The organism is Leclercia sp. W17 (genome assembly GCF_003336325.1).
In the GTDB taxonomy this organism is placed as follows: Bacteria; Pseudomonadota; Gammaproteobacteria; order Enterobacterales; family Enterobacteriaceae; genus Enterobacter.
Genome location: NZ_CP031101.1, coordinates 3,790,970 through 3,805,662, shown reverse-complemented (window position 1 = coordinate 3,805,662; position 14,693 = coordinate 3,790,970). Strand labels below are relative to the sequence as shown.

The following is a 14,693-nucleotide window of genomic DNA, read 5'->3' as shown; positions in this document are numbered from 1 at the left end:
TTTACGCAGCATTAAAGCGTCGGCACCATCTGCGACTTTGCCTGGGGCGAAAAGCAGGCGACAATAGCCGCCTGTTCTATGCCGGAGAGAGAAGATGGCGATTTGGGTGGATGCCGATGCGTGTCCGAATGTGATTAAAGAGATCCTGTTTCGTGCTGCCGAGCGCGTACAGATGCCGCTGACGCTGGTGGCGAATCAGAACCTGCGCGTGCCACCGTCCCGTTTTATCCGTTCCTTACGCGTACCGGCCGGCTTTGATGTGGCCGATAATGAGATCGTACGCCTGTGCAGCGCGGACGATCTGGTGATCACCGCCGATATTCCGCTGGCGGCGGAGGTGCTGGAGAAAGGGGCCGCCGCGCTCAATCCGCGCGGCGAGCGTTATTCACCAGCCACTATCCGTGAAAAGCTGACGATGCGTGATTTTATGGACACGATGCGCGCCAGCGGCGTGCAGACCGGCGGGCCGGACAGCCTCTCCCAGCGCGACAGGCAGCAGTTCGCCGCTGAGCTGGATAAATGGCTGTTGGAAGTGAAGCGCCGCCAGGGATAATCATCACTGCGTTAGTGGTTTTGGCCATTATTACCGCAATCCGGGGTTGTCAACGGCAGGTGGGTTCAGGTAAGGTGAGCGCACCGTTTAGTGCAATGATTTCTTTACAGAGTTTCCCCTTTTATCTCTGGGGTTGCCGGAAATGTCAGTTAAAAGTCACGCCTTGTGTAATAATTTTTTTACAGTAACGCGTGTACTAGCTTAATGGTATCATTGCACTCTTTTCGACTTCACGCACCGCATGCGCGCGGCATCAAAGGGAACACCTGGTCATGACCCAGCCTATTTTTTTAATTGGCCCCCGCGGCTGTGGCAAAACCACCGTCGGTCTTGAACTGGCTCGTCTGTGTCAGAGTGAATTTGTCGATACCGATCACTGGCTACAGACCCATGCCGGGCAAAGCATCGCCGAGATTGTTGAGCAGGAAGGGTGGGAGAGTTTTCGCGCCCGTGAAACAGCGACCCTCGAGGCGGTGACAGCAGGCTCCGGCATTATCGCCACCGGCGGCGGCATTATTTTGTCCGCTTACAACCGTCAGTTTATGCGTGAAAAGGGCCGGGTGATCTATCTTTGTGCCCCGGTTCCGGTGCTGGTCGGGCGTCTCGAAGCCTCTCCGGAAGAGGGACAGCGCCCAACCCTTACCGGCAAACCAATCAGCGAAGAGGTGAGCGCAGTGCTGGCGGAGCGTGACGTGCTCTATCGCGAGGCCGCTCACCACGTGGTGGATGCCTCCCTTCCCCCCGCGCAGGTGGTGCAAAATATCGTCGCTGCGCTTCATCTGGCATGCGCCAGCTAACTGATGTCTATACTGATAGTTCAGCCAACCTAATAAAATAAAGGATGAACTATGCCAACCAGACCTCCCTATCCGCGTGAAGCCCGTATTGTTGCCGTTGAGAAAGGCGCAACGGGCAAGACTGTCACCTGGTATCAGCTGCGTGCTGACCACCCTAAACCGGATTCATTGATCAGTGAGCATGAAACGGAGCAGGAAGCGAAGGACGCGAAAGTGCGTTACGAAGATCCCGACAAAGCCTGAATTAAATCCGAATACGCTCAAAACCGTACCGTAATCACACTATTTAAAAAGCGTAAACATTAAACGGAGGGTAATGTTCAAGATTAACAGACACATTCTGTCAGGCACGTGAATCTTTACATTCCAGCCGTTGAATCTGCTGCTACGCTTTTCAGCACTTTTTTCTGAACAGCGTAGTGTGCCTGTATCTGTGTCACGGTAGTGAGTGTATAGAAAGGCGAGAACGATGAAGGCGACATTGGCGATCCTCACGATTGGGGTAGTCCCGGTAAGCGAAGTACTACCGCTCTTAACGGAGCATATTTCTGCGCAACAAATTACGCATCACAGTTTGCTCGGTACGCTGAGCCGGGAAGAGGTCATGGAAGACTACGCCCCTGAACCGGGCGAGGCGCAGTTGCCTACCCTGCTCAGTGACGGCGAGCTGGGAAACGTCTCGTTGCCGAAGATCGCGTGCGCCCTGCAAGGCGTGATCGAAGTGCTCGATAACCAGGGCTATGAGGTGATCCTGCTGATGAGCACCGCGCCCATCACTGGCCTCGTCGCCCGTAATGCGATTTTGCTTGAGCCGACGCGGATCATCCCGCCGCTGGTCGGATCGATTGTCGATGGCCATCAGGTGGGGGTGATCGTGCCGATCCCTGAGCTCATGGAGAACCAATCCCGCAAATGGCATTGCCTGGCTAAGGCGCCGCTGCTCGCTGTAGCCAATCCTTTCTGGGACAGCGAAGAGAAACTGATCGACGCCGGACGCGATCTGCTGGCCCGCGGCGCAGATGTCCTGATGCTTGATTGTCTTGGTTTTCATCAACATCACCGTGATTTACTGCAAAAACACCTGGACGTGCCGGTGCTGTTATCAAACGTGCTGGTGGCCCGGCTGGCCTCGGAATTGCTGGTCTGATGATTTTGCGTGACAGGTACGGAGTGTCACCCCTATATTGGATTGACAACCAACGACAATAAGGACCAGTCCATGCTTCAGACTAATGAATACTTTTCCGGTAAAGTGAAGTCCATCGGTTTTACCAGCAGCATTACTGGCCGCGCCAGTGTTGGCGTAATGGAAGAGGGGGAGTACGCCTTCGGTACCGCGCAGCCAGAAGAGATGACCGTGGTGAGCGGCTCGCTCAAAGTGTTACTGCCGGGGGAAACGGAGTGGAAAGTCTATAACCCTGGCGATGTTTTCAACGTGCCAGGCCACAGCGAATTCCATCTGCAGGTTGCTGAACCTGCCTCTTATCTGTGTCGTTATCTGTAAAAAAAAGAGCCGGGTTAACCCGGCTCCTGTTTTTGGCATAAAGCCTGGCATGAAGCATTAACGCTGTGCTTCGCCGCCCAATCCTTCCACTACGCTCTTAATCAACGCCGCCAGTTCACCCGTCATCAGAATGAAGTCAGCATCAAAACGCTGGGCATAGTCGTCCCGGTCGATATCGTCGTTCTGATCGCGCAGCTCGTCGGAAAACTTCAGGCGCTTGATCGAGCCATCGTCACACATCATGAACTGAATGCGCTGCTGCCAGTCGAGGGCCAGTTTGGTCACCAGCTTGCCGGCTTCGATATGCACGGCGATTTCATCGCTGACCAGCTCCTGTTTCTTGGCGCGGATCACGCCCCCATCTTCCAGGATCGCTTTCAGCTCGGCTTCGTCGAGCAGCTGGAAGCCCTGCGGGACGTTGTTGCCCCGTACCCACTCGGTGAGGGTCAGCTCGATCGGGTTTTCCATCGTCAGCGGCACCACCGGCAGCGAACCGAGGCTTTTACGCAGCAACGCCAGAGTATCTTCTGCTTTTTTGGCGCTGGCGCAGTCGACCATAATCAGGCCGTTAACGGTGTCGATCCACATCATTGTCTGGCTGAAGCGGCTAAAGGCGCGCGGCAGCAGGGAGTGCAGCACTTCATCTTTCAGCGAATCTTTCTCGGTTTTTTTCAGCTTACGGCCCTGTTCGGCTTCCAGCTTAAAAATTTTGGCTTCCAGCGCCTGCTTCACCACTGGCGTCGGCAGGATCTTCTCTTCCTTACGCGCGCAGATGATGATTTGACCATTGGTGGTGTGGGTCAGCGCATCGCTCTGTGATCCCATAGGCGGAACCCATCCGGTTTTGGCCATATCCTGGCTGCCACACGGGGTAAATGCGTAAAGGTCTAACTGTTTTTCCATCTCGTCTGCACGCAGTTCGATATCGCGGCTGAGACGGTAAACCATCAAATTTTTGAACCACAGCATGATAATTTCCACGGTCTTGTCGTTTAATTCAGCGGGCATGATAGCGAATTGTCGCATCGCTTGCATTGCTAATCGGGTAGCAGGCTTCTACTCTGTTGATAATCAAAATAATGAGGAACGTTCTGTGCGAATTGGTATTGATCTCGGCGGCACGAAAACAGAAGTCATTGCCCTTGGCGAGCAGGGGGAGCAGCTGTTCCGCCATCGCCTGCCTACCCCGCGTGACGACTACCGGCAGACCATTGAAACCATCGCTACTCTGGTGGAGATGGCCGAAAAGGCCACCGGCCAGACCGGCACGGTCGGTATGGGGATCCCGGGGTCGATTTCGCCCTATACCGGCGTGGTAAAAAATGCGAACTCCACCTGGCTCAACGGCCAGCCTTTTGACCGCGATTTAAGCCAGCGCCTGAACCGTGAAGTCCGGCTGGCGAACGACGCCAACTGCCTGGCGGTGTCAGAGGCTATCGACGGCGCCGCGGCGGGGGCACAGACCGTATTTGCGGTGATCATCGGTACCGGCTGCGGCGCAGGCGTGGCCTTTGGCGGCCGCGCCCATATTGGCGGCAACGGCACGGCTGGCGAGTGGGGGCACAATCCGCTGCCGTGGATGGATGAAGACGAACTGAAGTACCGCGCTGAAGTGCCGTGCTACTGCGGCAAACAGGGCTGTATCGAGACCTTTATCTCCGGCACCGGCTTCGCCACCGATTACCGTCGTCTGAGTGGGCATCCGCTAAAAGGCAACGAGATCATGCGGCTGGTGGAAGAGCAGGACGCCGTCGCGGAGCTGGCGCTCAGCCGCTATGAAATGCGGCTGGCGAAGTCGCTGGCGCACGTAGTGAACATTCTCGACCCGGATGTGATCGTCCTGGGCGGCGGCATGAGCAACGTTGATCGTCTCTATAGCACCGTTCCCCAGCTGGTGAAGCAGTGGGTGTTTGGCGGCGAATGCGAAACCCCGATCCGTAAAGCGGTGCACGGCGACTCCAGCGGTGTGCGCGGCGCGGCCTGGCTGTGGCCAAACTGACAGGGCAAAAGCCGGGTGACGCGTAGCGAGCCCGGCTTATGAAACAGCAAACTCTTTATCCAGCCTGCTGTACCCCAGCCCGTTAATCTTTTTCACTTTGATCTGCACCGGGATGCGCTCCTTCATCGCCTCGACGTGGCTGATCACGCCAATGGTTTTGCCGCTGGCATTCAGCGCATCCAGCGCATCCAGGGCGGTATCCAGCGTTTCGCTGTCCAGGGTGCCGAAGCCCTCGTCGAGGAACAGCGAGTCAATTTGCGTTTTGTGGCTCACCAGGTCGGAAAGCGCCAGCGCCAGCGCCAGGCTTACCAGGAAACTTTCCCCGCCGGAAAGGGTGCGGGTATCGCGCACGGCATCCGCCTGCCAGGTATCCATCACCTCCAGCTCCAGCGCATCGCTGGCCTTGCGTTGCAGCAGATAGCGGCCATGCAGACGCATCAGCTGCTGGTTGGCGAGCCATACCAGGTTGTCGAGGGTTAAGCCCTGGGCAAACTTACGGAAGCGATCCCCCTCTTTGGAACCGATCAGCGCGTTAAGATAACCCCAGTCATCCGCCAGACGGGCCGCCTCCTCAATTTGCTGCATCAGTGCCTGCTGGTGCTGGCGATTGTCGCTGTCCTGCTTGAGCTGCTGGCGGATCTCTCCCTGGCGGGTGGTATTTTCCCGCAGTTTCAGGCCGAGCTGCTGAAGCTGTTCCTGCAGAGCCGGCGCGTCCGTCGTCAGGCCTGCCGGACGTTGTTCCAGATGTTCGTTCAGTCGTTGTCCGGCCTGCTGAAGCAGGGCCGTGGTCTGCTGGATCTGACTCTCCAGCGTCTGTTTCAACTGCTCCAGACGCCGAACCGTATCGCCATCCAGCAGGGCCGCCAGAAACGCCTCCCGATCGCTAAAGATGCTGGCAGCCAGCGCGGCGGCAAACTGCGCCTGCGATTGTTGTAAGCGTTCGCTTTCCAGCGTGTACTGCTGCTGTAGCGTGGTGAGCTGGCTTTGCAGAGAGACGCACTCAGTATGGATGTCGCGCCAGTTATCCGGGATCGCACTTTCCGCCTGGGTGGAATCCGTTGCCGGAAGGGTATCCAGCAGCGGTGCCAGGGCGGTAATGCGCTCCCGCAGGGCGCTGTGCTGAGACTGCCGCTCTTGCCAGGCCTGCGACTCTTTTTCCCGTTCCGCAAGCCAGGCCGACTCGTTACCGTCCTCCGGCGCCGCCAGCGACAGGGCGTGAAGCGTTTGCGCCATAGCCGTACGCGTCGCCAGAAGCTGCTGCTGATAAAGCTGGAGCTGGGCTTCCTCTTCGCTCAGCTGGCTTTGCAGGGTCAGGCGCTGGCTCAGCTGGTAAAGCTGCTGTTCGTACTGCTCCTGTTTAGCCAGCCACGGGGCGATATCGTCCTGAATACTCAACTGCACAGAAAGAGTTTCACACACCGCATTCCACTCTTTAGTGAGCGCTTGCTCATCCTGAGAGAGCGTCTGCGCTTCGCTTGTTTCACGCTGAAGCTGGCTGTTTAGCGCATTCACTTGCCCCAGAACCAGCAGGCCTTCCTCTTTGAGTGCGGCGACCTCCTTTTCCATCGCATCCCGGCGGCGCTGGTTTCCGGTGAGCGCCAGGGCCTGATACTGGGCAATGGCCGGATGTTCGGTAGAGCCGCAGAGCAGGCAGGGCTTTCCGGGCTCCAGTTCCGCCCGGTAGCTCTCCAGCTTCTTAATCTTCTCTTCCTGCTCACATAAGGTTTTGAGATCGAGATAGTGCTGGTTTTTCTCTTTGTACTGCTGGCGGCGCAACGTCAGGGTTTCGTTCAGTTTTGCCAGCTCGGCCTGGGCCTTTTGCACGCTTTCGCTATTCTGCCGCAATCGCTGTTGCAGAGGCTGATAGCGGGCATGCAGGGTGGTCAGGCGCTGACGTGCCGCGCGGGACTGCGACTGCTGTGCCATCTCGGTGGCGGTCTGCTCTGCGGTAAGCGTCAGAGCGCTCTCCGGTAATCCCGCCAGCTTATGGCGTAACGCCGTGATACGGCCAGTCAGCGTCGCGATCTGGGTTTTATCGCGATTAAGCTGGGTGAAGTGGGCGCGCCAGCCTGCAATCTCCTGGCCCCACTGGCTGAAGCGGTCGTGGTCGGTAAGCCACTGGGTGAGTGCAGTCAGCTCGGTTTGCAGCCTGTCGTGCGTGCGCAGCGCCCCGTTACGAATACCTGAACGCAGCGCCGTCCTGGACTGTAAGCGAGTATTCACATCCAGCATCTGCTGTTCCGTCTGCGAAAGCTGGGCAAGCTGCTCCTGCTGCCGCTCCCAGTGCGGGCGCAGCAGGGCCGCAGGCTGGGCCAGATGCAGTTTTTCCAGCTCCGGCGTGGCGTCCGTCAGGGCCTGCTGCGCCTGCTGCTGCGCGGCCTTCGACCGCTGTTGCTCCTGCACCAGCTCATCGTGGCGGGTAAGCCATTGATAATCTTTCTGGAGTCCCTGCTGCTGTGCCAGCAGTTGCGCTTCTTCGTCAGTAAGTACCTGCAAACCTTGCTGAAGCTGCTGTAGCTGCTCTTCGCTGAGCAACACCACGCCAGCCGCCTGGGCCTGGCGCTTCTCCAGCTCGCTGCGTGCCGCCTTATGTTTTTCAAACACCATGGCGGAGATCTGGCCGTAGATTTCGGTGCCGGTCAGCTCCTCCAGCAGTTCGGCGCGCTCTTTCGGTTTGGCGTTCAGGAAGGCGGCGAATTGCCCCTGGGATAACAGCATCGAGCGGGTAAAGCGGTCATAGTCCAGCCCGGTCAGAGAGGCAACCAGCTCCAGCTTGTCCTTCACTTTATCTGCGAGGATCTTACCGTCCTTGCACTGGGCGAGCTCCACGCGGGGCACCTGCAGGTTGCCGTCCGGCTGGTTGCGCGCCCGGTTCTGGCTCCAGAACGCACGGTAAGCTACCCCTTTGACTTCAAACTCCACCTCGGCAAGGCACTCAGCGGTGTCGCGGGTCATCAGATCGTTTTGCGATTGCGAGACGGTATTCAGGCGCGGCGTCTCGTGGTACAGCGCCAGGCAGATGGCATCCAGCAGGGTGGTTTTACCCGCGCCGGTTGGGCCGGTGATGGCAAACAGGCCATTGCTGAGGAAGGGCTCGGCGGTAAAGTCGATTTTCCATTCGCCTTTGAGCGAGTTAAGGTTTTTCAGGCGCAGGCTGAGAATTTTCATGCGTCATCCTCCTCATTGCTGAGGGCGTGGATCGTGTGGCTGAACAGCTCGTTTAGCCGGGCCCGCTGGGTCTCATCCAGGGTTTCCTGGGCGAGTCGGCGCTCAAAAACCTCCTCAACCCGCAGCTCGCTGAGGGTTTCACGCAGGTTGCTGGCAAGGCTTCTCTCGCGCTGCTCGCGACTGCGCCGCACCAGCAGGACCTCTACCGGCAGATCGTCCGTCAGCTGCTGGATCTTACGCTGCATATCGTGCAGGTACTCCTCGGTGGTGAGTTCGATATCCAGCCAGACGGGAGGCGTCTGCTCCACGCCGCGCCACTGCTCAAGCTGAGCGGTAATGGCCGCCAGATCGCCCTTCAGCACCGCCAGCGGTTGGGTAATGGGCACCTCAAGCGATTCGACACTGCTGAGCTTGCCCTGGTCGAAACTCACCAGATGGACGCATTTGCTTTTGCCGGTTTCATCAAAGCTGAGGGGAATAGGGGAGCCGCAGTAGCGGATATGTTCGCAACCGCCAATCATCTGCGCCCGGTGGATATGGCCCAGCGCAATATAGTCAGCGGCCGGGAAATGTTGCGCGGGAAACGCATCCAGCGTACCGATATAGATGTCACGTACCGCGTCACTTTTACTGGCGCCGACGGTGGTGAGATGCCCGGTGGCGATAATCGGCAGTACGCTGTCGCCGCGAAGCGCGCAGGCCTGGGTATATTGCTCGGCATAATAGTGGGTAATGGCTTGCAACAGCTGCTGCTGTTTCTCAAGCCCGGAGAGGCCCGCCTGGCTTCGTACCACGTCCCGGGGGCGTAAAAACGGGATCGGGCAGAGTACCGCGCCGGGGGTGCCGTCGCGTCGGGTCAGAATTTGCGGCCCGTGTCCGGCGCTGGCGACCACGGTGGTGTTGAGAAACGCCAGGATCTCGCGGGACTCATTCAGCGTGGCGACGGAATCATGGTTGCCGGCCACAATCACCAGATGGCAGCCGGTTTTTTGCAGATTGACTACGAAACGGTTATAGAGCTCGCGCGCGTAGCTGGGCGGCGAGCCGGTATCGAAAATATCCCCGGCCATGAGGATGGCATCCACGTCATGCGATTGCGCCATCTCAAGCAGCCAGTTGAGAAATGCTTCATGTTCGGCGGCGCGGCTTTTGCTGTAAAAATTTTGTCCCAGGTGCCAGTCCGAGGTGTGAAGTATGCGCATAACAGATCCGTGGCAAAAAATGGTTAGCGGGATTATAAACTTTCAGGGGGAGGAAGATAACCGCTACAATCGGGGCTGCCATAAAACAACGGCTTGCCTTTATGAGCGGGCGCGTTTTTCATAAATCTGTCATAAATCTGACGCATAATGACGCCGTATTACAAACATGTAACCTTAATAAGACAGGGCTAAGTATGGCGAGACGTATTCTGGTCGTAGAAGATGAAGCACCCATTCGCGAAATGGTCTGTTTCGTGCTCGAACAAAATGGCTTTCAACCGATAGAGGCCGAAGATTACGACAGCGCGGTGAACCAGCTCAACGAACCCTGGCCCGATCTGATCCTGCTCGACTGGATGCTGCCTGGTGGCTCTGGTCTGCAATTCATCAAACATATTAAACGTGAAGCGTTAACCCGCGATATTCCGGTGATGATGTTAACGGCCCGCGGCGAAGAGGAAGATCGCGTTCGCGGTCTGGAGACCGGCGCGGATGACTACATTACCAAACCGTTTTCCCCGAAAGAGCTGGTGGCGCGCATTAAAGCCGTGATGCGCCGTATTTCACCGATGGCGGTGGAAGAGGTGATTGAGATGCAGGGGCTGAGTCTGGACCCTACCTCGCACCGCGTAATGACCGGTGAAAATCCCCTCGATATGGGACCAACGGAATTCAAACTGTTGCACTTTTTCATGACCCACCCGGAACGCGTCTATAGCCGCGAGCAGTTGCTCAACAATGTCTGGGGCACTAACGTCTATGTTGAAGATCGCACGGTGGATGTGCATATCCGCCGTTTGCGCAAGGCCCTGGAAACCAGCGGTCACGATCGCATGGTGCAGACCGTCCGCGGCACGGGTTATCGTTTCTCAACCCGTTTCTGAACAATGACAGGAGTGTGACGCGTGCTGGAACGGCTGTCATGGAAAAGGCTCTGTTTTGAACTGATACTCTGCTGTATTCCGGCCCTGATCCTCGGGGCTGTTTTCGGTTATTTACCCTGGTTTTTGCTGGCGGCAGTCACCGGACTGCTGATCTGGCACTTCTGGAATCTGCTCCGCCTCTCATGGTGGCTATGGGTTGACAGAAGTATGACCCCACCGCCAGGAAGCGGCAGCTGGGAACCTCTGCTGTATGGTCTGCACCAGATGCAGATGCGTAATAAAAAACGCCGACGCGAGCTGGGCAGCCTGATCAAACGCTTTCGCAGCGGCGCCGAATCGCTGCCGGATGCGGTGGTGTTGACCACCGAAGAGGGGGCGATGTTCTGGTGTAACGGACTGGCGCAGCAGTTGCTGGGCCTGCGCTGGCCGGATGATAACGGGCAGAATATCCTCAACCTCCTGCGTTATCCGGAGTTTGCGCAGTATCTGAAGAAACGCGATTTTACCCGCCCGCACAATCTGGTCATGAACAACGGTCGCCATCTGGAGATCCGCGTGATGCCCTACAGCGACCAGCAGTGGCTGATGGTGGCGCGGGATGTGACGCAAATGCACCAGCTTGAAGGGGCGCGGCGCAATTTCTTCGCCAACGTCAGCCACGAGCTGCGCACCCCGCTGACGGTATTGCAGGGCTATCTGGAGATGATGCAGGAGCAGACGCTGGAAGGTGCGCCGCGGGAAAAAGCGCTGCATACCATGCGTGAGCAGACGCAGCGCATGGAAGGGCTGGTGAAGCAGCTGCTGACTCTCTCCCGCATTGAGGCGGCACCAACCCTGGCGCTGAATGAAACCATCGACGTGCCGATGATGCTGCGAATGCTGGAGCGCGAAGCGCAGACGTTAAGCCAGCAGCAGCATCAGCTCACCTTTGAGGTGGATAACAGCCTGAAAGTACGCGGCAGTACCGACGAGCTGCGCAGCGCCATCTCTAACCTGGTCTATAACGCGGTGAATCATACCCCGCCTGGCACCCACATCACCGTGCGCTGGCAGCATGCGCCAACGGGAGCGGAGTTCAGCGTGGAAGACGATGGTCCCGGTATCGGCCCGGAGCATATTCCGCGTCTTACCGAGCGTTTTTACCGGGTGGATAAGGCGCGCTCCCGGCAGACGGGGGGCAGTGGCCTGGGGCTGGCGATCGTTAAACACGCCATTAATCACCACGACAGCCGCCTGGATATCGTCAGTACGCCGGGGAAAAGTACGCGTTTTAGCTTTGTGATCCCGGAACGTTTGATTGCCAGTAACAGCGCCTGACGGCGTCACTGTAATCAGAAATTGCCACAGGCCAGCTAATGCTGGCCTGTTTGCTTTGCAGTTCAGCGAAGCGCGAATAAATATTATACGCCTGTTGCTTTTTTGTTCGCATGATTAGCCATGAGTTTTTCTTATAAATGGTTTATTATCCCACTTCTAACTTTCGAGTTGGCATATTGTTCTGGTTTTGAGATCCCATATTGCCTTTAAACGTTATAAGCGTTTAAATTGCCACCCTGATATCGTCGGACAGACTGTATTTGCGTGGTAAATCGAAAAACTATTCTTCTCCACGCCGGTAGGGAAGCATTTCCCGCTGAGGTTGCACATTTTTTCCGCTGTTTTGTTCCGCAACGGATAGCGAAAAATTCAACGTTTTCAACACCACATCCACAGGCAGTAAGGTTTTATGACCCATCAATTGAAATCGCGCGACATCATCGCGCTGGGCTTTATGACATTTGCGCTGTTCGTTGGCGCTGGCAACATCATCTTTCCTCCAATGGTTGGCTTACAGGCGGGTGAACACGTCTGGACCGCTGCGATTGGCTTTTTAATTACCGCGGTTGGCCTGCCGGTGCTGACCGTCGTTGCGCTGGCGAAAGTTGGCGGCGGCGTGGATAGCCTGAGCACCCCTATCGGGAAAGTCGCAGGTATTCTGCTGGCAACCGTCTGCTATCTGGCCGTCGGCCCGCTGTTTGCCACCCCGCGTACCGCGACCGTCTCCTTTGAAGTGGGGATCGCTCCGCTGACCGGCGATGGCGCTATGCCGCTGTTGATCTACAGCCTGATCTACTTTGCTCTGGTGATTCTGGTCTCCCTCTATCCGGGCAAGCTGCTGGATACCGTAGGTAACTTCCTCGCGCCGCTGAAAATCGTGGCCCTGATTGTCCTGGCCGTGGCTGCCGTTATCTGGCCTGCTGGCCCGATCAGCGATGCAATGGACGCCTACAAAAACGCCGCGTTCTCTAACGGCTTTGTCAACGGCTACCTGACCATGGATACTCTGGGCGCGATGGTGTTTGGTATCGTCATTGTGAACGCCGCCCGTTCCCGCGGTGTGACCGAAGCGCGTCTGCTGACCCGCTACACCATCTGGGCGGGTCTGATTGCGGGCGTAGGCCTGACATTGCTCTATCTGGCGTTGTTCCGTCTGGGTTCTGACAGCGCGGCCCTGGTAGACCAGAGCGCAAACGGCGCGGCTATCCTGCATGCCTATGTTCAGAATACCTTCGGTGGTTCGGGGAGTTTCCTGCTGGCGATCCTGATCTTCCTGGCCTGTCTGGTGACGGCGGTGGGTCTGACCTGCGCCTGCGCCGAGTTCTTTGCCCAGTATCTGCCGCTCTCTTACCGTACGCTGGTGTTCATCCTCGGTATCTTCTCCATGGCGGTCTCTAACCTCGGTCTGAGCCACCTGATCCAGGTCTCCATTCCGGTGCTGACGGCCATCTACCCGCCGTGTATCGTGCTGGTGGTGCTGAGCTTCACCCGCGGTTGGTGGAATAATTCTTCCCGAATTATTGCCCCGGCCATGTTTATTAGCCTGCTTTTTGGTATCCTTGACGGCATTAAAGCATCGGCTATCGGCGATACGCTCCCTGCCTGGACACAGCGTCTGCCGCTGTCCGAACAGGGCCTGGCCTGGTTGATGCCTACCGTTGTTGCACTGGTTCTGGCCGTAATCTGGGATCGTGCTGCGGGGCGTCGGGTAACGTCGAACGCGCACTAATCAACGGATAAATGTTCAACCACGGGGCTTATGGCCCCGTGGTTTTTTGTTTTTTTTGTGTTGAATGGCAAGACGTAAATGGAAAGCTCTAACAAACTGAAGCGGGGCCTTACCGCCCGCCACATCCGCTTTATGGCGCTGGGTTCTGCGATCGGTACTGGTCTTTTTTATGGCTCGGCAGATGCCATCAAAATGGCCGGTCCCAGCGTTTTGCTGGCGTATCTTATCGGCGGTGTTGCCGCTTACATCATCATGCGCGCGCTGGGAGAGATGTCCGTTCATAACCCCTCAGCCAGCTCCTTCTCCCGCTATGCGCAGGAAAACTTAGGCCCACTGGCGGGCTATATCACCGGCTGGACCTACTGCTTCGAAATCCTGATTGTCGCCATTGCCGACGTAACGGCCTTCGGCATCTATATGGGCGTCTGGTTCCCGGCGGTGCCGCACTGGATCTGGGTGCTCAGCGTGGTGCTGATCATCTGCGCTATCAACCTGATGAGCGTGAAGGTGTTTGGCGAACTGGAGTTCTGGTTCTCCTTCTTTAAGGTGGCCACCATCATCATCATGATTGCCGCCGGTATTGGCATCATTATCTGGGGTATCGGCAACGGCGGTGAACCAACCGGCATCCATAACCTGTGGAGTAACGGCGGCTTCTTCAGTAACGGCTGGATAGGCATGGTGATGTCGCTGCAGATGGTGATGTTTGCCTACGGCGGGATCGAAATTATCGGTATCACCGCCGGGGAAGCGAAAGATCCGGAGAAGTCTATTCCGCGCGCCATTAACTCGGTGCCGATGCGTATCCTGGTCTTCTACGTGGGCACGCTGTTTGTGATCATGTCCATCTATCCGTGGAACCAGGTGGGCACGAACGGTAGCCCGTTTGTGCTGACGTTCCAGCATCTGGGGATCACCTTCGCCGCCAGTATTCTGAATTTCGTGGTGCTCACCGCGTCGCTCTCCGCCATCAATGCCGACGTATTCGGCGTGGGGCGCATGCTGCACGGCATGGCCGAGCAGGGCAGTGCGCCGAAGGCGTTTGCCAAAACCTCCAGCCGCGGCACGCCGTGGGTGACGGTGCTGGTGATGACCGTGGCGCTGCTGCTGTCGGTCTATTTGAACTACATCATGCCGGAGAATGTCTTCCTGGTGATCGCGTCGCTGGCAACCTTTGCCACCGTCTGGGTCTGGATGATGATTCTGATGTCGCAGATTGGCTTCCGTCGCCGTCTGTCGCCTGAAGAGGTAAAAGCGCTGAAGTTTAAAGTGCCGGGCGGCGTGGCAACTACCGTTGCTGGCCTGATCTTCCTGGTCTTTATTATCGGCCTGATTGGTTACCACCCGGAAACCCGTATCTCGCTGTATGTCGGCTTTGCGTGGATTGCGCTGTTGCTGGTGGGATGGGTCTTTAAACGCCGCCGCGAGCGCCAGTTAGCAGAAGCTCAGTAACCGAAATGCCCGGCAAACGCCGGGCATTTTTCTCCTCCCCCTTCCTCCTCCCCCAATAAATCTCTCCATGAGGAGGGAACATCAACTA

13 protein-coding genes are annotated in these 14,693 nt (G+C 57.2%); 10 read left to right on the top strand and 3 right to left on the bottom strand.

The annotated features are described in order from the left end of the window. The first annotated feature begins 94 nt into the window (after positions 1 to 94). The 5 genes from DVA44_RS18875 to ppnP all read left to right on the top strand — a co-directional run bounded on the left by DVA44_RS18875 (position 95) and on the right by ppnP (position 2,854). Positions 95 to 553, top strand: a complete 459-nt coding sequence (locus DVA44_RS18875; protein ID WP_103178438.1) for a YaiI/YqxD family protein — start codon at positions 95 to 97, stop codon at positions 551 to 553. A 272-nt stretch (positions 554 to 825) separates the two neighbouring features. After that, the gene (aroL, locus tag DVA44_RS18870) at positions 826 to 1,350 is read left to right on the top strand and encodes a shikimate kinase AroL (protein WP_114387804.1); all 525 of its coding nucleotides are present in this window, start codon (positions 826 to 828) and stop codon (positions 1,348 to 1,350) included. 51 nt (positions 1,351 to 1,401) lie between these two features. Further along, positions 1,402 to 1,593, top strand: coding sequence for a protein YaiA (yaiA, locus tag DVA44_RS18865; RefSeq protein WP_103178440.1), 192 nt, complete (start codon positions 1,402 to 1,404; stop codon positions 1,591 to 1,593). Positions 1,594 to 1,819: 226 nt separating this feature from the next. After that, complete coding sequence (locus DVA44_RS18860; RefSeq protein ID WP_114387803.1) at positions 1,820 to 2,497, top strand: AroM family protein; 678 nt, start codon at positions 1,820 to 1,822, stop codon at positions 2,495 to 2,497. A gap of 72 nt (positions 2,498 to 2,569) precedes the next feature. Further along, positions 2,570 to 2,854 carry a pyrimidine/purine nucleoside phosphorylase gene (gene ppnP / locus DVA44_RS18855; RefSeq protein WP_103178442.1) on the top strand — a complete coding sequence of 95 codons (285 nt, stop codon included), beginning with the start codon at positions 2,570 to 2,572 and terminating at the stop codon, positions 2,852 to 2,854. A gap of 57 nt (positions 2,855 to 2,911) precedes the next feature. Here ppnP and rdgC read toward each other — a convergent pair whose 3' ends face one another. Further along, positions 2,912 to 3,823, bottom strand: a complete 912-nt coding sequence (gene rdgC, locus DVA44_RS18850) for a recombination-associated protein RdgC (RefSeq protein ID WP_039031486.1) — start codon at positions 3,821 to 3,823, stop codon at positions 2,912 to 2,914. 124 nt (positions 3,824 to 3,947) lie between these two features. Here rdgC and mak point away from each other — a divergent pair, with 124 nt between their 5' ends. After that, positions 3,948 to 4,853 carry a fructokinase gene (gene mak / locus DVA44_RS18845; protein ID WP_168192002.1) on the top strand — a complete coding sequence of 302 codons (906 nt, stop codon included), beginning with the start codon at positions 3,948 to 3,950 and terminating at the stop codon, positions 4,851 to 4,853. Positions 4,854 to 4,889: 36 nt separating this feature from the next. On the opposite strand, the gene sbcC is transcribed toward mak, so the two are convergent. Then, complete coding sequence (sbcC, locus tag DVA44_RS18840) at positions 4,890 to 8,021, bottom strand: exonuclease subunit SbcC (RefSeq protein ID WP_114387802.1); 3,132 nt, start codon at positions 8,019 to 8,021, stop codon at positions 4,890 to 4,892. Next, positions 8,018 to 9,223, bottom strand: a complete 1,206-nt coding sequence (gene sbcD, locus DVA44_RS18835) for an exonuclease subunit SbcD (RefSeq protein WP_114387801.1) — start codon at positions 9,221 to 9,223, stop codon at positions 8,018 to 8,020. Before sbcD ends, sbcC begins: the two co-directional genes overlap by 4 nt. 194 nt (positions 9,224 to 9,417) lie before the next feature. On the opposite strand from sbcD, the gene phoB reads away from it, so the two are divergent. The 4 genes from phoB to proY all read left to right on the top strand — a co-directional run bounded on the left by phoB (position 9,418) and on the right by proY (position 14,605). After that, on the top strand, positions 9,418 to 10,107 hold the full coding sequence (phoB, locus tag DVA44_RS18830; RefSeq protein WP_039031479.1) for a phosphate response regulator transcription factor PhoB: 690 nt from the start codon (positions 9,418 to 9,420) through the stop codon (positions 10,105 to 10,107). Positions 10,108 to 10,128: 21 nt separating this feature from the next. After that, positions 10,129 to 11,424, top strand: coding sequence for a phosphate regulon sensor histidine kinase PhoR (phoR, locus tag DVA44_RS18825; protein WP_103824012.1), 1,296 nt, complete (start codon positions 10,129 to 10,131; stop codon positions 11,422 to 11,424). A gap of 409 nt (positions 11,425 to 11,833) precedes the next feature. Further along, positions 11,834 to 13,153: a branched-chain amino acid transporter carrier protein BrnQ gene (brnQ, locus tag DVA44_RS18820; RefSeq protein WP_103178447.1), complete on the top strand. Its 1,320-nt coding sequence runs from the start codon at positions 11,834 to 11,836 to the stop codon at positions 13,151 to 13,153. A 78-nt stretch (positions 13,154 to 13,231) separates the two neighbouring features. After that, on the top strand, positions 13,232 to 14,605 hold the full coding sequence (proY, locus tag DVA44_RS18815) for a proline-specific permease ProY (RefSeq protein ID WP_114387800.1): 1,374 nt from the start codon (positions 13,232 to 13,234) through the stop codon (positions 14,603 to 14,605). Positions 14,606 to 14,693: the final 88 nt, after the last annotated feature.